General features: G+C 71.2%; 20 protein-coding genes. 6 read left to right on the forward strand and 14 right to left on the reverse strand.

Features of this window, described 5'->3' with window-relative positions; translation table 11 throughout:
- A partial coding sequence (locus ADK60_RS21230; RefSeq protein ID WP_053648124.1) for an ATP-binding protein occupies positions 1-395 on the reverse strand: 395 nt, incomplete at its 3' end.
- Between the two features lie 164 nt (positions 396-559).
- Here ADK60_RS21230 and ADK60_RS21235 point away from each other — a divergent pair.
- Together ADK60_RS21235 and ADK60_RS21240 are read left to right on the forward strand one after the other, a co-directional pair.
- Positions 560-1,435 (forward strand): helix-turn-helix domain-containing protein, encoded by an 876-nt coding sequence (locus ADK60_RS21235; protein ID WP_053648126.1) that lies wholly within the window; start codon positions 560-562, stop codon positions 1,433-1,435.
- On the forward strand, positions 1,432-1,659 hold the full coding sequence (locus ADK60_RS21240; protein ID WP_053648128.1) for a DUF397 domain-containing protein: 228 nt from the start codon (positions 1,432-1,434) through the stop codon (positions 1,657-1,659). Before ADK60_RS21235 ends, ADK60_RS21240 begins: the two co-directional genes overlap by 4 nt.
- 79 nt (positions 1,660-1,738) lie before the next feature.
- Here ADK60_RS21240 and ADK60_RS21245 read toward each other — a convergent pair whose 3' ends face one another.
- The 5 genes from ADK60_RS21245 to ADK60_RS21265 all read right to left on the reverse strand — a co-directional run bounded on the left by ADK60_RS21245 (position 1,739) and on the right by ADK60_RS21265 (position 5,215).
- Positions 1,739-2,287 carry a class IV adenylate cyclase gene (locus ADK60_RS21245; protein ID WP_053648130.1) on the reverse strand — a complete coding sequence of 183 codons (549 nt, stop codon included), beginning with the start codon at positions 2,285-2,287 and terminating at the stop codon, positions 1,739-1,741.
- Entirely contained in the window at positions 2,284-2,961 is a 678-nt protein-coding gene (locus tag ADK60_RS21250; RefSeq protein WP_053648132.1) for a class I SAM-dependent methyltransferase, read from the reverse strand. Before ADK60_RS21250 ends, ADK60_RS21245 begins: the two co-directional genes overlap by 4 nt.
- Positions 2,879-3,520: a P-loop nucleotide/nucleoside kinase family protein gene (locus tag ADK60_RS21255; RefSeq protein ID WP_234371195.1), complete on the reverse strand. Its 642-nt coding sequence runs from the start codon at positions 3,518-3,520 to the stop codon at positions 2,879-2,881. Before ADK60_RS21255 ends, ADK60_RS21250 begins: the two co-directional genes overlap by 83 nt.
- On the reverse strand, positions 3,513-4,415 hold the full coding sequence (locus ADK60_RS21260) for a radical SAM protein (protein ID WP_053648134.1): 903 nt from the start codon (positions 4,413-4,415) through the stop codon (positions 3,513-3,515). Before ADK60_RS21260 ends, ADK60_RS21255 begins: the two co-directional genes overlap by 8 nt.
- A gap of 107 nt (positions 4,416-4,522) precedes the next feature.
- Positions 4,523-5,215, reverse strand: a complete 693-nt coding sequence (locus ADK60_RS21265) for an HAD family hydrolase (protein ID WP_053648240.1) — start codon at positions 5,213-5,215, stop codon at positions 4,523-4,525.
- Positions 5,216-5,310: 95 nt separating this feature from the next.
- Between ADK60_RS21265 and ADK60_RS21270 the strand changes: the two genes are divergently transcribed.
- Positions 5,311-6,081: a DUF5919 domain-containing protein gene (locus ADK60_RS21270; protein WP_053648136.1), complete on the forward strand. Its 771-nt coding sequence runs from the start codon at positions 5,311-5,313 to the stop codon at positions 6,079-6,081.
- Positions 6,068-6,535, forward strand: coding sequence for an NUDIX hydrolase (locus ADK60_RS21275; RefSeq protein ID WP_053648138.1), 468 nt, complete (start codon positions 6,068-6,070; stop codon positions 6,533-6,535). The genes ADK60_RS21270 and ADK60_RS21275 overlap by 14 nt, the downstream gene beginning before the upstream one ends.
- Here the strand turns inward: ADK60_RS21275 and ADK60_RS21280 are convergent.
- Entirely contained in the window at positions 6,523-7,086 is a 564-nt protein-coding gene (locus ADK60_RS21280; protein WP_053648241.1) for an HD domain-containing protein, read from the reverse strand. The two genes, ADK60_RS21275 and ADK60_RS21280, sit on opposite strands and share 13 nt — an antisense overlap.
- 242 nt (positions 7,087-7,328) lie before the next feature.
- Between ADK60_RS21280 and aspS the strand changes: the two genes are divergently transcribed.
- Positions 7,329-8,636 (forward strand): aspartate--tRNA(Asn) ligase, encoded by a 1,308-nt coding sequence (gene aspS, locus ADK60_RS21285; RefSeq protein WP_053648140.1) that lies wholly within the window; start codon positions 7,329-7,331, stop codon positions 8,634-8,636.
- 75 nt (positions 8,637-8,711) lie between these two features.
- On the opposite strand, the gene ADK60_RS21290 is transcribed toward aspS, so the two are convergent.
- Positions 8,712-9,347, reverse strand: coding sequence for a dienelactone hydrolase family protein (locus tag ADK60_RS21290; RefSeq protein WP_053648142.1), 636 nt, complete (start codon positions 9,345-9,347; stop codon positions 8,712-8,714).
- 141 nt (positions 9,348-9,488) lie between these two features.
- Here ADK60_RS21290 and ADK60_RS21295 point away from each other — a divergent pair, with 141 nt between their 5' ends.
- Positions 9,489-11,123, forward strand: a complete 1,635-nt coding sequence (locus ADK60_RS21295; RefSeq protein ID WP_053648144.1) for an alkaline phosphatase D family protein — start codon at positions 9,489-9,491, stop codon at positions 11,121-11,123.
- A 63-nt stretch (positions 11,124-11,186) separates the two neighbouring features.
- Here ADK60_RS21295 and ADK60_RS21300 read toward each other — a convergent pair whose 3' ends face one another.
- The 6 genes from ADK60_RS21300 to ADK60_RS21325 all read right to left on the reverse strand — a co-directional run bounded on the left by ADK60_RS21300 (position 11,187) and on the right by ADK60_RS21325 (position 17,942).
- Positions 11,187-12,053 (reverse strand): ABC transporter permease, encoded by an 867-nt coding sequence (locus ADK60_RS21300; RefSeq protein ID WP_053648146.1) that lies wholly within the window; start codon positions 12,051-12,053, stop codon positions 11,187-11,189.
- Positions 12,050-14,881, reverse strand: a complete 2,832-nt coding sequence (locus ADK60_RS21305; protein WP_053648148.1) for an alpha/beta fold hydrolase — start codon at positions 14,879-14,881, stop codon at positions 12,050-12,052. Before ADK60_RS21305 ends, ADK60_RS21300 begins: the two co-directional genes overlap by 4 nt.
- A gap of 117 nt (positions 14,882-14,998) precedes the next feature.
- Positions 14,999-15,460, reverse strand: a complete 462-nt coding sequence (locus ADK60_RS21310) for a GNAT family N-acetyltransferase (RefSeq protein ID WP_053648150.1) — start codon at positions 15,458-15,460, stop codon at positions 14,999-15,001.
- Positions 15,461-15,485: 25 nt separating this feature from the next.
- Entirely contained in the window at positions 15,486-16,424 is a 939-nt protein-coding gene (locus ADK60_RS21315; protein ID WP_030391438.1) for an RluA family pseudouridine synthase, read from the reverse strand.
- Between the two features lie 102 nt (positions 16,425-16,526).
- Positions 16,527-17,330 (reverse strand): signal peptidase II, encoded by an 804-nt coding sequence (gene lspA, locus ADK60_RS21320; protein ID WP_502687443.1) that lies wholly within the window; start codon positions 17,328-17,330, stop codon positions 16,527-16,529.
- 96 nt (positions 17,331-17,426) lie between these two features.
- Positions 17,427-17,942, reverse strand: a complete 516-nt coding sequence (locus ADK60_RS21325) for a TraR/DksA family transcriptional regulator (RefSeq protein ID WP_234325820.1) — start codon at positions 17,940-17,942, stop codon at positions 17,427-17,429.
- Between the last annotated feature and the right edge of the window lie 114 nt (positions 17,943-18,056).

Below are 18,056 nucleotides of genomic sequence, written 5' to 3' on the forward strand. Positions count from 1 at the left end.
ACCTCCACCAGCGCGCAGACCACCTTCCCCTCCGCCAACGGCTCCCACCACCAGCACCGCACCAACTGCCGCAGCATGGCGAGCCCCCGCCCGTGCTCCCCGGGCTCCCGCCGCACCCGTCGACCGAAGAACCCCGGGTGCGCATCACTGACCCGAATCACCACCGCGCCCGCCTCGGCCACCTGAACCCCGACGCCGACGACCTGCCCACCGGCGTGCGAGACCGCGTTGGTCACCAGCTCGGTGACCACCAACTCCACCTCGAACGAGTCGGCGAGCTCAATGCCCCAGGCTCTGATCTCCGCCACCGTTCTGTGCCGCGCATAACCGACAGCCTCCTCCCGCGAGGGGACGACCCATGAGACCTGCCGAGGTTCGGTCTGGATGGACAGCACCGACTGCCTCCTATGAGCTCACGCACCGACACGAGCCGCGACGATGCCCTCACGTATCGCTACCTCCGGCAGCATGCCTCGGCACTCTCAGAGTGGGCAATATTCCCAGTCGGATTTCCCTCATTCGAGTTGCCTCAGGGCCCTCAGGTGGCACACTGCTGCCCATGGCATGGAAGAGGAACCCGGCACCACCCTCGGTGTACCGACGTCAGCTCTCCGCTCGCTTCAAGGAGTTGAGAGCGCAGGCCGGCCTGACGCTGACCGAGGTGTCCGCCGTGGTGGAGGTCAGTCAGGGCTCGCTGAGCCGCATCGAGAACGGCGACCGTGGGACAACCCCGGTGCTCGCGAAGGCTCTTCTGGACTGCTACGGCATAACCGACCCGGCAGCCCGCGAGGACATCCTCGACCTGGTCCGCGCCGACGCGGCGCAGCGGCAACCGTGGTGGAAGAAGTACTCCGCCGTCATCAACACGACCAAGTACGGCGGCTACCTGGCCCTGGAGTCCAGCGCGGACTCCCTCCGGACCTACGAAACCGAACTCGTTCCCGGCCTACTGCAGACCGAGGAGTACGCACGGCAGGTCATCGCCAACATGCGCTTCGACCTCACTCCGCAGCAGATCGAAGCCCTTGTCGAGGTGCGGATGGGTCGCCGCAACCTACTGGAGGGCGAGAACGCCATCAAGCTGTGGGCTGTGATCGACGAAGCAGCGCTTCACCGGATTCCGGAACCCGCCGTACTCTGCGGCCAGCTCGAGCACCTGCTTGCCATGGCAGAGCGGACGAACATCACCGTGCAGTTCCTGCCCTTCAGTGCAGGACTTCACCCGGGCCTCGACGGCCCGTTCGTTCTGATGGGCTTTCCCGACCCCAACCCGGAAGTCGTGTGGATGGAGAATGGCCCCAACTCGGTGTACTTCGAGGGTGCGGATGAGGTCGATCACTACACCGAGGTCTTCGACCACCTGCGAGCGCGCGCTCTCGGCCCGCCCGAGACCCATGCCCGTCTGACCAGCTTGCTCAAGGAGAAGCGCACGTGATCAACAAGCCCGACCCCGTCGAGATCGACTTCTCCGACGTCATCTGGGAGAAGTCCCCGTTCAGCGGCGGCAGCGACAACTGCGTGGAGTTCGGCACCGTCGGCCAGTTCATCGCTATCCGCGATTCCAAGAACCCGACGCAGACCCCACTCGTCTACACCCGCGCCGAAATCGGCGCCCTGCTCGACGGCGCGAAGTCCGGCGCCTTCGACCACCTGCGCTGAGACCCTCCAGCAGACACACATTCGGCCGCCTTCGTCCCACGCGACGAAGGCGGCCAGAGGTCTGCGCTATGTCGAGCCGCTACTCGTCCGCGAAGAGAAGCGTCGACTCAGCGAGGATGTCGCGGCCTGCCTCGCTCTTGTAGATCTCGTCGACGCTGCCGAAGCGGGCCTCGGAGTAGTCGAGTTCGAGCAGGGCGGCGGCCTGGCGGACGGACGCCTCGTCGGGGCCTTCGATCTCCACGAATGTAGGGAGGTCGGGCCAGGTGTCGAAGTCGAACGCGACCTCGCCCAGGCGCCACTCCTCGCGGTAGTTCTCCTGGTAGCGGACCTCCCGCAGGCCGAGGCTGCGGAGGATTTCGGCCATGGCCGGCAGATCGGTGACCTCGGTCTCGATCTCGGTGGTGCCGTCGATCGTGGTGGAGTCGGTGACCTGCTTGAGCGTCAGGGTGGAGCGGGTGCCCTCGTCGCGCAGACGGACCCATGCACCGCCGTCGAGTGCGTCGTTCTCGAAGATCTTCCTGGTGAGCAGGGTGCGGGGGAACGCCTGGACGGCTCCCAGGGCGGTCAGGCGCGCCTGGAGGTCGGACACGTCGACGGCGAGGAACTTGGCCTCGTACTCGTGCTTCATGAGTTCTTCTTCTCTTGCAGGTGAGGGGGGCCGGGCGTACGGGCTGCGAGGAGCAGTCCCATCCGGTGGGTGTGGTCCTGGAGCCGGCCGAGGTGGGCCCGCTCGGTGAACTCCGTCGTCCGCAGCGTCAACAACAGATGCCAGGCGCTGATGAAGTAGCGGCTGAGCTTCTCAGGTGACGTGTAGTGCTCGACCAGGTGGTGGCGCGGCTCCACCGGCATCATGAACTCCGCGCCGAACAGGCCGCCGGGGCGCACCAGGAGCTGCATGCGGGCGACGAATTCGGCGAGCGGGCGGTGGTGGTTGGCGCTGTAGTGCCAGGAGCAGCTGGTCCAGACCGCGTCGCAGGGCCTGTCGAGCGGTTTGGAAGCGAGGAAGTCCTCCTCGACGACTTGGACCCGGTCGTAGAGCCCTTCGAGCTTGAGACGGTCGATCAGCCCCATTGCTCGGGCAATGACGAAGCCAGGCAAGCGGACCTCACCGCCGTGAAGGGCGAGCGGGTCGCGTTCGACGGCGATGACGCGGTAGCCGGCGGCGGCCAGCGGAAGGACGAACTTGCCGTCACTCGCACCGATGACCGCGACGGTGGCATCAGGGGATGTGTGCTCCTTCAGCGCGGAGAGGAACTGGGGGAAGAAGGTGAGGGTGTGCTCCCACAGGCTCTGCGTCTGCATGGCGCTGGGCTCCCTGGGTATCGGTGGCGAGGATGGCCTGGACGACCTGCTCCGGTTCGAGACCAGTGGTGTCCACCCGGTGCATCGGGAACAGCGCGTAGGCGGTGGTGATCCGCCCTGCGGCGTCCTCACCGAGGACGTCCCACCGGGAGATCGGCTTGTCCCGCTCGGCAAGGCGGCGCAGGCGCTCCTTCTCCGTGCAGAACAGCAGGTAGGTGACGGGTTGGGGGAGGTCCGGCGGCAGTGTGACGCCGAGGCGCGCTCCGAGGGCGTGGTGGTTGGCCAGGCAGCGGGCGAAGTAGCTCTCCACCACGACCGGGATGCCGGCGGCGAGGTAGCGCTGTATCTCATCGACGGCGGTGAAGAGCGCGGAGAGGTAGAAGCTCATCCGGGCCTCGACGTTGTCCCGCAGGTCGATCTCGCGCCGCAGTGATTGGTAGAAGACCGGCACGGTGGGGACGAGGACTGCCTTGCGGGCTGCGGCGAGCATCGGTGCGACGGTCGACTTGCCGGTGCCGCGGAGCCCTTCGACGCTCTCGAACAGCGGGCGGTCAGACACGGGTGTACACCACGTCCGGCACAGCGAGGGCGAGCTCGTCGGTCGCGGAGGGTCGGTGGACGATGTGGCCGGCGAGCTTGTCGTACCAGAAGGCGTGCGAATCCTTGCCGACGGCCTTGCAGGACATGGTGAGCGCTCCGCGCGGGTCGGCCTCGATCCGCTCGATCTCCCGCGGTCCGCCGACGGGAGTACAAACCTCCGGGGCGCCGTCCTCGGACAGGTCCTCGTCGACGATCACCTCGATCGCGAGCTCCGCACCCTTCAGCTGTTCGCGTAGGGCAGCGTAGGCGGCGGGCTCGGTCACGAGCAGCTCGGGGTGGTCGGCCGCATTGCCGACCGGGCGCATGCAGTGGAGCTTCAACTGTCGGACCCCGAAGCCCTGGAGAGTGCGAGCCAGCGGGACCACCTCGTCGATATTGCGGGCGGTCACCGTCATGGTGGCCCCGGTGGCGACGCCGAGCTCCCGCGCCAGGTCGAGCGCGCTCAGCGCGCCCTGGTAGCTGCCGAACCTGCGGATGTGGTCGTTGGTCGCGCCGATGCCCTCCAGCGACACTCTCAGCAGGCCGAGGTAGGGGGCGATCTCCGTGAGGCGGCGCTCGATGCGGTAGCCGTTGGTGCAGATCTCGACCTGCAGACCGAGCTCCTGCTTGGCATGGCGGACGACCCGCGTCAGGTCCTTGTAGACGAACGGCTCGCCGCCGAGCAGGGTGACGGCCTCGGTGCCGTACCGGTCATGCATGAGGGTGAGAAGGTCGATGGCTTCCTCTGCGGAGAACGCATCGACGTGCTTGAGGCGCTCGCCGTGGAAGCAGTGCAGGCACTCGAAGTTGCAGCGGTACAGCAGCTGCAGGTAGAGCATCCGGATCCGCTGGATCCCGGTCACTTCGCCGATCATCTGGGTCTCTCTCGGCCGGTTGCGTGGCTGGTGACCTGATGGTGGCGGAGAGTGTCGGGACCGCGGCACCGCGTCCCAGGACGGTTCCGGGACGTCCTGGGACGTCTTCAGCGCGCTGCAAACGACCGCAGGAGTGCCAGCAGACCCGCACTGTCCGACAGATCGGGCAGCACGGTGCGCGCGCCGGCAGCAACGAGGTCGGCCTGGCTGTCGACTCCCGTGGCCACCGCGATGACCTCGGCGTTCGAGGCGAGCGCCGCCTCCACATCGCGAGGGGTGTCTCCCACCAGGACGACCGGGACATCGACGGACAGGCCGCGGTGCCGATGGACGCGTCCACGGGCGACAGCAACCAGCTCAGGTCGCTGGACCGCGTCGGCCCCGTAGGCGCCGACGGCCATGTCCAGCAGCCCGTCGAGGTCGAAGGCCGCGAGCTTCACCCGCGCGTTGGCCGCAATGTTTCCGGTCAGCACCGAGGAGACCCAACCGGGCTGGTCCGCTGCCGATGCGAGGGCCGCCCGGACGCCTGGCAGGGCTGTGCCGCGCCGACGCAGCTCGCCGAGCCGCTCAGCTCCCGCAGCTTCGAGGGCTGCCTGGACGGTCGGCCAGTCGGGCTCCGGCCGGTGGTTGCGGAGGAACATCTCGCGCATGATCAGGCGGTCGGTGCGGCCTTCGGTTCTTGCCGCCTGCATCGGCGGACGTCCCGCCAGGGAGGTGAAAGCAGCGGCGTAGATCTCCTTGCTCACTCCCGCGTTCTCGATGAGCGTGTGATCGATGTCCCAGAGGATGATCAGCGGCATGCCGCCAGCGTAAGCACCCTGTCGCCCCGTCAGCTCCATGAAACGTCCCGTGACGTCCTTGCGGGCCCTACTCCGCCTCGGCTTGTATTGGATCCGTGAACGAGCGACTTCGCTCCGTACTCGCCCAGCGAGGTGTCTCCCCCGAGTCTCTCGCCGCAGCATGCGAGGTGGACCCCAAAACCGTAGGCCGTTGGCTCGGCGGGCGCGTGCCGCATCCGCGACACCGCTTCGCTGCCGCCCAGCACTTACGAGTGGAGGAGGCCTTCCTCTGGCCTGTGCCACAGCCCCGGTCAGGCCGGCCGGACACGGTCGGCATCGAGCTGGTCGCCACCTACGCCAACCGTGCCAGCGTGCCCAGGGAGGTGTGGCTGTCTCTGCTGCAGGAGGCCGAGACCCAGATCGACGTGCTCGTGTTCTCCGGGACGTTCTTCGCCCAGACCAACCCGTACGTTGCCAGGATGCTCGTGGAACGGGCCGCCGCCGGCGTTCGCGTGCGCCTCTGCTTCGGAGACCCGAAGGGCCGGGCCGCCGCTGTCCGGGGCCGCGAGGAGGGCATCGGCGACACCCTGGCCGCGAAGATCCGGGCCTCGCTCACCTACTACCGGAGCCTGCCGACGAAGGCCGGCTGCGAGGTACGCCTCCACGACACCACGCTCTACAACTCGCTGTTCCGCTACGACAGCGATCTCCTGGTCAACCCGCACGTGTGGGGTCAGCCCGCGAGCGCCAACCCTCTGCTCCACCTCAAGCGAGTCGACTCCACGGGCTGGTTCGACAACTACGCTCAGAGCTTCGAAGCCGTCTGGGACAGCTCACGGCCCTGGACGCCCGAACCGGAGGGGACCACCACGCATGGGCAGGACTGAGTACCTCAACGACCCCGACGCCCCGAAGGCCAACACCCTGATCCCCGCCAGCAATCTGCTCGTGGTGGACGACAGCGGTGCCATCCTGCTGCAGCGCCGTCGTGACACCGGCCAGTGGGCGCTGCCCGGTGGAGCGCAGGACATCGGGGAGACCGCCGCCCAGTGCGCGGTGCGCGAATGCCTGGAGGAGACCGGCGTCATCGCCGAGGTGACCGGTTTCCTGGGCGTCTACACCAACCCCAACCACATCGTCGCCTACACCGACGGCGAGATCCGCCAGCAGTACGAGAACACCTACATCGGCCGCCCCGTCGGCGGCGAACCCACGATCAACGACGAGGCCGACGGCGTCCGCTGGATCCGGCCCGCCGACCTCGACCGGTACGACATCCACCCCAGCATGCGCCAACAGATCGGTGACTACCTCGCCGGCACCTACCCCTATCTCGGCTGAGCAGCCAGCAGCGCCTCCACCCGCGCCACCGCTGCGAGGATCTCCGGCATCGCCCGACGGATGAACCGGCCGACCACACTGTCCGCACCGTAACGGCCGACGATCTCCGTCAGCCTCGACTCCGCCGCCGTCGGCTCTCCGTCGGGCGTCGTCGTCATGTCGCACCACACCAACGCATCCACCAGGAGCCCGTTCTCCACTACGGGAAATTCCAGCTCAAGCGGTTCTCGCACACCTCGCTCCTCAGCCTCCAGAAGCGCGAACGAGTGGTTCGCCACCAGCCGAACAAGCCGATCGTCAGCGCCGTGGACATCACGGAGGAACCGAGCTCCGTCCAGCGGATGAAAGCCCGTCATCGCGAGCCTCGGGGCGTAACCGACATCATGAAGTACCGCGGCCGAGGCCAGCAGCTCCACCTGCCCGTCCAGGACCGGCGCAAGGTACAGAGCCCGCCGGGCGACCCCCTTCGAGTGCGCCCATCGTCGGGGAAGCGAAAGGGCGAGCTCCTGCTCGGCGACCGACTGCGCCCACGCGGAAAGAGCTGACTCCATGGGCAGGCCATTCCCCCGACCCCGGTAATCAACCCGCATGAAGGTGTCCGGAGCCCGCTCCGCCCCCGGCAACCGGGCCCGGCGGCCACTTTGCCAAGTCCGGCCGCGCTCGATCACGTACGGCTTAATCCGGAGGCACCCGCGCGACCCCTCCGGCTATCGTGGCGCCAGTCCCCGGGCGGCCGTCTACCGCCCGAACCAGTGGCGCGACCAACGCGCCCGCAATCAGGGAGTTGCCAACCATGACGCGCACCCTCGTCGCAGACCTTCCCAGCCACCTCGACGAGACGGTCACCGTCTTCGGCTGGATCAACACCCTCCGCCTCCAGCGGCGCATGCAGTTCGTGCTGGTCCGCGACCACACCGGTCTCGTCCAGGTCACCCACGCCCGGGGCGGTGAGGGCGACGGGATCGAGGCGGCCTTCGAGGGTGTCACCACCGAGTCCGCCGTGAAGATCACCGGCAAGGTCGTCGGCAACCCCCACGTCAAGCTCGGCGGGCTGGAGATCGTCCCCGAACGCGTCGAGGTCGTGTCACCGGCCGAGCCGAAGCTGCCCGTCGACGAGAACACCGGCCTGGACCAGCGCCTCGACTGGCGTTTCCTCGACGTCCGCAGGCCCTCGCAGCAACTCGTGTTCGCCGTCCAGACCACCGTCGAGCAGGCCATGCGCGAGGTCACCGCCGAGGAGGGCTTCACCGAGCTGCACACCCCGAAGCTCATGGGCACCGCCTCCGAGTCCGGGGCGGAGGTCTTCAAGGTCGACTACTTCGACCGCACCGCCTACCTCGCCCAGTCCCCGCAGTTCTACAAGCAGATGGCCATCGCGGGCGGCATCGACAAGGTCTTCGAGATCGGCCCCGTCTTCCGTGCCGAGCCGTCCTTCACCTCCCGCCACGCCACCGAGTTCACCGGCGTCGACGCCGAACTCGCCTGGATCGACGGCGTCGAGGACGTCATGGCCTTCGAGGAACGGCTCCTCCGGCGCGTTCTTCAGCGGGTCTCGGAGCGCCACGGCGACGCCGTCGCCGAGCACTTCGGCGCCCGGGTCGTCGTCCCCGAGCAGCCGTTCCCGCGCATCACGATGGCCGACGCCCTCACCCGGCTCCGGGCCACCGGCTGGGACCCCGAGGGCGTCAAGGAGGACCTCGACCCCGAGGGCGAGCGCAGGCTCTCCAGCCTCGTCGCCGAGGAGACCGGGCACGAGTTCGTGTTCGTCACCCGCTTCCCCGCCTCCGTCCGCCCCTTCTACCACCTGCGGCCCGAGGACGACCCCACCGTCACCGAGTCCTTCGACCTGCTGTGGAAGGGCGTCGAGATCACCACCGGCGCCCAGCGCGAGCACCGCCACGAGCGCCTCGTCGCCCAGGCCCGCGAGAAGGGCATGGACACCGGGCCGCTCGCCGGCTACCTCGACTGCTTCCGCTTCGGCACCCCTCCCCACGGCGGGCTCGGCCTCGGCCTCGGCAGGCTGCTGATGCTCCTGCTCGACGTCCCCAACCTCCGCGAGGTCACTTTCCTGTTCCGCGGCCCGCACCGTCTGGAGCCGTGAGGTCCGGGCAGACCGGCACCGAGTCCCGCGCAGGAAGTCGGCCACGCCGACTTCCTGCGCAACAAAAGCCACGCCCTACGCGGCGTCCAGCTCCGCCAGGAAGTCCAGGGCGACCGCCCACGCCTGCTCCGCCGCCTCGGCGTCGTAGTCCGGCAGCTCCGGGTCGGTGAAGAGGTGCCCGGCGCCGCGGTAGCGGTGCACCTCCACGTCCGCGCCGGCCTTGCGCATCCCCAGGTACCAGGCGTTCAGCCAGTCCTCCGACTCGAACGGGTCCGGCTCGGCGACGTGCAGCTGGACGGGGATCGCGGTGGCCGCGTCCTCGCGGATGTCCGAGGTGCCGTGCAGGAGCAGCAGACCGAGGGCCTTCTCGTCGGCGAGCGCGAGGTTCTGGGCGAGCGAGCCGCCGAGCGAGAGGCCGGCGTAGACGAGCGGTGTCCCGGTGCCCAGCAGCGGAGCCGCGGCCCCGACGGCCCGGCGCAGCAGTTCGTCGCTGCCGATCTCCTCCTTGTGGGCCATGGCCTCCTCGACGTCGTCGAAGGTCCGCCCGTCGAGGAAGTCGGGGGTGTGCACGGTGTGCCCGGCGGCGCGCAGCCGGTCGGCGGCGGCGTGGACTGCGGGGCGCAGGCCGTACACGGAGTGGAGGAGCAGGACGTGTGCCACGGGCGGGACTTCCTTGCGACGGGGCCGGAACAGCCTCCCATCATCGCGCATGTCCGCCGGGTGACCGCGCCCACCCGGCGGGGTGGCGGGACGTCACGTCACGGTGAAGCGACAACGAACAGTCAGTTCAGCATATGGAACACTGCATTACCCGCCGGTAGCCTGTCCGCCGTGACTGACCTTGTCAATGACATGACCGCCGCCCGCCCCCACCGACGCCAGGTGCTCAAGGCCACCGCCGTCGTCGCGGGCGCCGCCGCCCTGCCGCTCGCCCTCGGCGCCACCGCCCAGGCCGCCACCGCCCCGCAGTTCCTCCACGGCGTCGCCTCGGGCGACCCGCTGCCCGACGGCATCCTGCTCTGGACCCGGGTCACCCCGTCCCCCGAGGCGGTGCCCGGCTCCGGCCTGGGCGCCGGCACCGAGGTCCGCTGGGAGATAGCCGCCGACAAGGGCTTCACCCGGATCGCCGCCAGCGGCACCGTGACCAGCGACGCCGCCACCGACCACACCGTCAAGGTGGACGTCCGCGGCCTCACCCCGGACACCGCCTACTGGTACCGCTTCACCGCGGGCACCGTGGCCTCCCCCGTCGGCCGCACCCACACCACCCCGGCCACCGACGCCGCCCTCGACCGGCTCCGCTTCGGCGTCGCCTCTTGCGCCAACTGGGAGGCCGGCTACTTCTCGGCCTACCGCCACCTCGCCGCCCGCGGCGACCTCGACGCCTTCCTCTTCCTCGGCGACTACATCTACGAGTACAAGAGCGGCGAGTTCTGCGCCCGCGGCTCCGTGGTCCGCCCGCACGCCCCCACCCACGAGATCCTCAGTCTCTCCGACTACCGCACCCGGCACGGCCGCTACAAGACGGACGAGGACCTCCAGGCGCTGCACGCGCAGATCCCGACCATCGCGATCTGGGACGACCACGAGTTCGCCAACGACGCCTGGTCCGGCGGCGCCGAGAACCACACCCCGGGCACCGAGGGCGACTGGACGGCCCGGATGGCCGCCGCCAAGCAGGCCTACTTCGAGTGGATGCCGGTCCGCCCGTCCATCGCCGGCACCACCTACCGCCGCCTGCGCTACGGCAAGCTCGCCGACCTGCACCTGATGGACCAGCGCTCGTTCCGCTCCCAGCAGGTCAAGGTCGGCAACGGCGACGTCGACTCGGCCGACCGCACCCTCACCGGCCGCGCCCAGATGGACTGGCTGAAGTCCGGGCTCGCCGCCTCCGACACCGCCTGGCGCCTGATCGGCAACGAGGTGATGATCTCCCCGGTCGCCCTCTTCTCGCTGCCGGACTACCTGCTGCGCCCGCTGGCCAAGCTGCTCGGCCTGCCCGGCGAGGGCCTGGCCGTCAACACCGACCAGTGGGACGGCTACACCCACGACCGCCGCGAGCTGCTCGGCCACCTGAAGTCGAACGGCATCACCAACACCGTCTTCCTGACCGGCGACATCCACTCGGCCTGGGCCTCGGACGTCCCCGAGGAGGCCGCCACCTACCCGCTGTCGGGCAGCGTCGCCACCGAGTTCGTGGTCACCTCGGTCACCTCGGACAACATCGACGACTTCCTCAAGGTCGCGCCGCAGACCCTCTCGCTGGTCGCCGCCGCCGCGATCAAGGCCGCCAACCGCCACGTCCAGTGGGTCGACCTCGACTCCCACGGCTACGGCGTCCTGGAGGTCACCCCGGCCCAGACCCAGATGGACTACTACGTCCTCTCCGACCGGACCCGCAAGGACGCCACCACCAAGTGGTCGCGCTCCTACCGCACCAAGTCCGGCACCCAGCAGATCGAACGGGTCTACTCCCCCGTCAAGTAGTCCCACCAGCGACGGACCCCGCCCGCCGTCCCCCGGCGGGCGGGGCCACTCCCCCGGCGTCCGCTACGACACCACGTCCTTGCGCGCGAAGCCCCGGAACGCGAGCGCCAGCAGCACCACCGCGTAGGACAGCGACAGCGAGACCCCCTGCACCATCCCGCCCCACTCCATCCGCGGCTGCAGCGCGTCCGCCCACGCCCACTGCCAGTGCGCCGGCAGCCAGGCCCGCAGGTCTCCGAGGGCGGTGATGGCGTCCAGCACCCCGGCGACGATCGAGGCGAACACCGCCCCGCCGACCGCCCCCAGCGGCGCGTCCGTGGCCGTGGAGAGCCAGAACGCCAGCGCCGCGATCACGACCTCGCTGAGGAACACGAACGCCACCGCGACCGCCAGCCGGGGCAGCGCCTCGCCCGCGGTCAGGCTGGCCCCGGCCGGCAGCCGCAGGTCGCCCCAGCCGTACGCCGCCGTGCCGACCGCCAGCCCGACCAGCGGCAGCAGCACCACGGCCGCCGCCGAGAACAGCAGCCCGACCAGGAACTTGCGCATCAGCAGCCGCGCCCTCGGCACCGGCGCGGCCAGCAGGTACCGCAGCGAGGACCAGCTGGCCTCCGAGGCCACCGTGTCACCGCAGAACAGCGCCACCGGGATCACCAGCATGAAGCCGGTGCCCATGAAGAGCATGGTGGTCGCGAAGTTCGGCCCGGACGAGGTCGCGAGCTCGATGAACGTGGTCCGGTCGGCCCGCCCGGGCGTCCCGGCCACCGCGAACGCCGCCAGCACGACCAGCGGCATCGCGGCCAGCACCCCGCCGATCACCATCGTGCGGCGCCGCCGCAGCTGGCGGACCACCTCGACCCGGAACGGCAGCGTCCGTCCGGGCCGGTAGCCGGCCGCGTGATCGGCCGACACCTCAGCAACCGCGGCACTCACGCCGTACCTCCGATCAGCGACAGGAACGCGTCCTCCAGCCGGCGCTGCGGCCCGGCCGACTCCACCGGCACCCCGAGCCGCACCAGCTCGGCCAGCAGCCGGCTCGCCGCCATGCCGTCCAGCCCGACCAGCAGCCCGCCCTCCACGGCCTCCGCCGTGCCGACCCCGTCCAGCGCGGCGACCTTGTCGGCCGCCGCCGCCAGCTCCGCCGCGCCGTACGACGCCCCGGTGCCGATCAGCAGCTGCGAGCCCGCGCCGACGATCTCCGCGACCGCGCCCGTGGTGACCAGCCGGCCCCGGTCCATCACCACCAGGTCGGTGCAGCTCTGCTCGACCTCGGCCAGCAGGTGGCTGGAGACGATGACGGTCCGCCCGGCCGCCGCGTACCGGATCATCACCTCGCGCATCTCGCGGATCTGCGGCGGATCGAGCCCGTTGGTCGGCTCGTCGAGGATCAGCAGGTCCGGCAGCCCGAGCATGGCCTGGGCGATCGCCAGCCGCTGCCGCATGCCCTGCGAGTAGGTGCGCACCGCCCGGTCCAGCGCCTCGCCGAGCCCGGCGATCGCCAGCGCCTCGTCCAGGTGGGCGTCCGCCTCCGGACGGCCGGTGGCCTGCCAGTAGAGCCGCAGATTGGCCCGCCCGGTGAGGTGCGGCAGGAAGCCGGCGCCCTCGACGAAGGCGCCGACCCGGGAGAGCACGGGTGCCCCGGGCCGGATCAGATGGCCGAAGATCCTGATCTCGCCGGCGTCCGGCCGGATCAGCCCCATCAGCATCCGCAGGGTGGTGGTCTTGCCGGCACCGTTGGGGCCGAGCAGGCCGAGCACCTGGCCCCGTTCCACCCGGAAGCCCAGGTCGCGGACGGCGTACCGGTCGGCGGCGCCCTTGTAGCGCTTGCTCAGACCGGTGATCACCAGCGGCACCCCGGCGAGCGCCGGGTCGTACGCGGGTCCGTGCGCGCGCCGCCCGGCCCTGGCCGCCCGCAGCCGCGGCACCAGCACCAGACCGGCAGCCAGCGCGAGCGCGACCAGCGGCAGCACCCAGGTCCGGGACGGCAGCGGCGCGGCCTCGGTGGCCAGCCCGTCGACGGTGGGCAGGGTGACCGGCCCGGTGACGGCCGCCCGGTAGGTGGCGGGCTCGACCGGCGAGGCGTACGCGAGGTCGGTGGAGGCGAGCACCAGCCGCAACCGGTGCCCGGCGTCGAAGGTGTGGTCGACGGTGGGCAGCGCCACGGTGACGCTCCGGCCGTCGGGGGCGTCCGCCCCGGTCACCCGCAGCGGGGCGGACAGCTGCTGCGGCAGGCTCTGCTTGCCGTCCGGGGCGACGTCGTACAGCTTGGCGAAGAGCACCGCGTCCGGCCGGTCGGCCCGGACCCGGACCGGCACCGTCGGCTGCCCGGTCAGGTGGACCGAGGAGTCCAGCGGCGCCGATTCGAAGGTGGCGAACTGGCCGGGGAAGTCCAGCGCGAGACCGGCCCCCAGCGCGGACGCCTGGCCGAGCAGGCCGCCGAGGCCGGGCACGGCGGAGATGTTGGACGGCGCGCCGCCGGGCGGGTTGGCGAAGACCTGCTCGGGTGCACCGTCCGGGGCCTTCAGCTCGAACTGCCGCGAGCCGGTGCCGCCGAGGCCGGGGTAGCTGTCGGCGGTGGCCCCGCGCAGCACCGCCTGGAAGCCGGTCGAGTCGACCCCGCCGGTCCGGGTGACCCGGAACGCCGCGCCGGTGCCGGCCCCGCCGTCGCCCGCGCCCCCGGCACCCTTCAGATAGTGGTCGAACCAGGCCGTGACCCGGTCGTCCACCCGGTCGCTGGTGTCGGTCGCGCCGTCGTGCCCGCCCGCGAACCAGTCGACGGCCACCGGGGCGCCGTTGGCGGCCACCGCCCGGGCGATCGCGTCGCCCTGGTCGAGCGGGAACAGCGAGTCCTGCTGGCCCTGGACCACCAGCGTGGGCACCTTGAGCCGGTCCGCGACCGAGGAGGGGCTGGACCGGTCGAGCAGGGCCACGGCCTCCGGGTCGGCCCGCCCGGCGGTCGCCACCCGGTCGTACATCCGGCACAGCTCGTCCAGGAACCGCCCGCAGCCGACCTGCCCGTCGCCCTGCTCGGGGGCGAGGGCCGGACGCGCCGCGCCGCCGGACGGGCCGAGCTCGCCCACCGAACCGGTGGTGAAGAAGATCCCGGACCACAGCTTCTTGAACACGCCGTCGACCGCGCCCGAGCCGCGCACCCCCTGCGGGAACAGCGCGTCGGCCAGGTTCCACCAGGTGATCGCACTGGCCACGGCGTCGATCCGCCGGTCGTACGCGGAGCCGAGCAGCGCCACCGCGCCGCCGTAGGAGGCGCCGGTGATGCCCACCCGGGGGTCGCCGGGCCCGTCCAGCTGGACCTCGGGGCGCTGCGCCAGCCAGTCGACCAGGTGCTTGACGTCCTCGACCTCGCGGTCCGGCGCGTTCAGCCCGATCTTCCCGCCGGAGCGCCCGAAGCCGCGCGCCGACCAGGTCAGCACCGCGTACCCCTGCCGGGCGAGCTTCTGGGCGCGCTCCCGCTCGCCCTCCTTGGAGCCGCCGAAGCCGTGCCCGAGCAGGACGGCGGGGCGCGGGCTGCTGCCGGTGGTGAAGAAGGAGGTGTCGAGCTGGACGATCTGGGTGCTGCCGGGGGTCTCGGCCATCGCGAGGAACCGGTCCTCCTGACGGACGGGCTGTTCGCCCCCGGCGGCGACGGCCGCGGCCGTCCCGACCGCGACGACGGCCGTCAGGGCCACCGCCCCGGCCACCAGTCTCCGTCCGGCGACCGTCCCACGGCCTCGCCACCGGCGCCACGCCCCACCGAGCTCCATGGGCGTGATCGTAGTCGCCCCCGGAGTAGGCGTCCGATAAGAACACCGGACCCCGGGAGCGCGCGGGCCCCCGGGAGCTCTCCCGGGGGCCCGCGCCCTGTCTGTCGCCTCCGGGCGCTACAGCACCCGGGTCATCGTCCGGTGCGGAATCCCGGCGTCGTCGTACACCGGACCCTCCGCCGCGTACCCGAGTCGCTCGTAGAACCCGAGGGCCTGCACCTGGGCGTGCAGCTCCATCTCGCGCGCCCCGCGCGCCCGCCCGGCGGCCTCGACGGCCCGCACCAGCTCGGCGCCGAGCCCGGTCCCCCGGGCCGTCTTCAGCACGGCGAGCCGGCCGAGCAGCACCCGACCGGCGACCCCGCCGGTGATCCCGAGCGCCTGCTCCCCGAAGATCAGCCGCGCCGTGCCGACGGCCTCACCGTCCGGTCCGACCGCCAGCAGGTGCTCCGAGGTGGGGTCGAGGTCGTCCCACTCCTCCTCCTCGGCGATGCCCTGCTCGACGATGAAGACATCCCGCCGGACCTCGTGCACCAGCGCGAGGTCCGCCTCCCCCCGCGCGACCCTGATCGTCACCGTCATCCCGGTTCTCCCTCGGCTCTCCGGCTCAGCTCTCCGACGCGATGATGTCCAGCGCCTTCCGCAGGTCCGCGGGGTACTCGCTGGAGAACTGCACCCACTCGCCGTCCGACGGGTGCTCGAAGCCGAGCGAGACCGCGTGCAGCCACTGCCGGGTCAGCCCGAGCCGCTTGGCCAGGGTCGGGTCGGCCCCGTAGGTGATGTCGCCGACGCAGGGGTGACGCAGCGCGGACATGTGCACCCGGATCTGGTGGGTGCGGCCGGTCTCCAGCTTGATGTCCATCAGCGAGGCGGCCCGGTAGGCCTCGATCAGGTCGTAGTGGGTGACGGACGGCTTGCCCTCACGGGTGACCGCCCACTTCCAGTCCGCGCTGGGGTGGCGCCCGATCGGCGCGTCCACGGTGCCGCTGAGCGGGTCCGGGTGGCCCTGGACGAGCGTGTGGTACTTCTTCTCGGTCACCCGGTCGTGGAACTGCCGCTTGAGGTCGGTGTAGGCGCGCTCCGACTTGGCGACCACCATCAGCCCGGAGGTGCCGACGTCGAGCCGGTGCACGACACCCTGGCGCTCGGCGGCGCCGGAGGTCGAGATCCGGTAGCCGGCCGCGGCCAGCCCGCCGATCACGGTGGGGCCGGTCCAGCCCGGGCTCGGGTGCGCGGCGACGCCGACCGGCTTGTCGACGAGCACGATGTCGTCGTCGTCGTGGACGATGCGCATGCCGTCGACCGGTTCGGCGACGATCTGCACCGGCGCGGCGGGGGCCGGGATCTCGACCTCCAGCCAGGAGCCGGCGGTGACCCGGTCCGACTTGCCGGCGACGGCCCCGTCGAGCGTCACCTTGCCCTCGGCGGCCAGCTCGGCGGCCTTGGTCCGGGAGAAGCCGAACATCCGGGCGAGGGCGGCGTCGAGGCGTTCGCCCTCCAGGCCGTCGGGAACGGGGAGGCTTCGGGTCTGCGCTGCGGTACTCACCCGTACGAGTATGCCGGACTCGCGGGCCCCCGCCCGCGCCATGCCCGGCGGGAGCGGAGGCGGGCTCCGCCCCGCTCGCCCGGGGACGGAGGCTGCTCCGCCCTACTCGCCCTTGTCCGCCTGCTCGCCCTTGTCCGCCTGCTGGTGCACGGTGCCGTCCGGGTTGCTGCCCCGGAAGGAGAGCAGGACGACCAGGATCCCGCCGCAGACGATGGCGGAGTCCGCGAGGTTGAAGACCGCGAAGTGCTGGACGGAGATGAAGTCGACCACGTGCCCGCGGAAGACGCCGGGCGAGCGGAACAGCCGGTCGGTCAGGTTGCCGAGCGCGCCGCCCAGCAGCAGGCCGAGCGCGATCGCCCAGGGGAGGCTGTACAGCCGCCGGGCGATCCGCCAGATCACCACGATGACGGCCGAGGCGATCATGGTGAAGACGACGGTCAGCGCCTGCCCCATGCCGAAGGCGGCGCCGGAGTTGCGGATCACCTGGAAGGTCATCACATCGCCGATCACCTTGATCGCCGAGTGGTTCTCCAGCCGGGCCACGACCAGGAGCTTGCTGCCGAAGTCGACCAGGAAGGCGAGCAGCGCGACGACCAGGAGCACGCCGATCCGCCTGCGCCCCTTCGGCTCCTCCGCCCCGGCCGGCTCGACCAAGGGCGATGCCGGGGCCGACGCCGGAGTCGGCGCGGGGGTGGACACCGGAGCCGGCGCCGGGCCCGCGGCGGCCTCGGGGGCCTCCGGCCGGGCCGGGGCCCCGCCACCGGGCCCGGCCACGTCCCCGGCCGGGGCCACGACGTCGGCGGGCGTGGGGACGGAGTCGTCCCGCGTCTGGGGGGAACCTTGCGTACTGATGATCCGCTCCGCTGCCGTGACGTGGGGGGCCGATGGGCCGGTGGGAAACCCGATCTCCGAGGGATCATCCGACGGATCGGGCGACGTTACGGGGTCGAGCCTACGGCAAGCCCGACCCCTCCCGTCGTCCCGGTCGGCCGCCCGGAGCGGTCAGCGGCGTTCCTGCTTGGCCTTGCACTGGACGCAGAGCGTCGCCCGCGGGAAGGCCTGCATCCGTGCCTTGCCGATGGCCTGGCCGCAGGACTCGCAGGTGCCGAATCCGACGCCCTCCAGCCGGGCCAGCGCGTGCTCGGTCTGGGCGAGGCTGTCGCGGGCGTTGTTGGCCAGCGCCACCTCGCTCTCGCGCGAGATGTTCTTCGTACCGGCGTCCACCTGGTCGTCGCCGGCCCCGTCGTTGGAGTCCCGCATCAGACCGGTGATGGCCGCCTCGGCCGCGTCGATCTCCTGCTGGAGCCGCTCCAGATCGTTGATCAGCTCGGCGTGCAGCTCGCGCACCTCCTCGGAGGTCCACGGGTCCTCGCCGGGACGGACCGGCAGCTCGGCCGGGTCGACCGACTCGGCACCGCCGGTACGGGCGGCGGCCCCGGCCCCGGCCGGGGTACGGGTGCGGCCGGGGGCCACGAGAGTGGTGTCGGTGGTGTTCTTGCGCCGTGCGGTAGTGGTCACGGTCCCCTCCCCTGGATCGCCTGCCACGGCCTTGCGTGCCCGCTTGGTGGCGGTACCCGCGACGGTTGTCTTCTCAGCCATGGCTTCGACCCCATCTACGAACGAATCGAGCCG

Origin of the sequence: Streptomyces sp. XY431, from assembly GCF_001279805.1 — a bacterium.
Classification (GTDB): domain Bacteria; phylum Actinomycetota; class Actinomycetes; order Streptomycetales; family Streptomycetaceae; genus Kitasatospora; species Kitasatospora purpeofusca.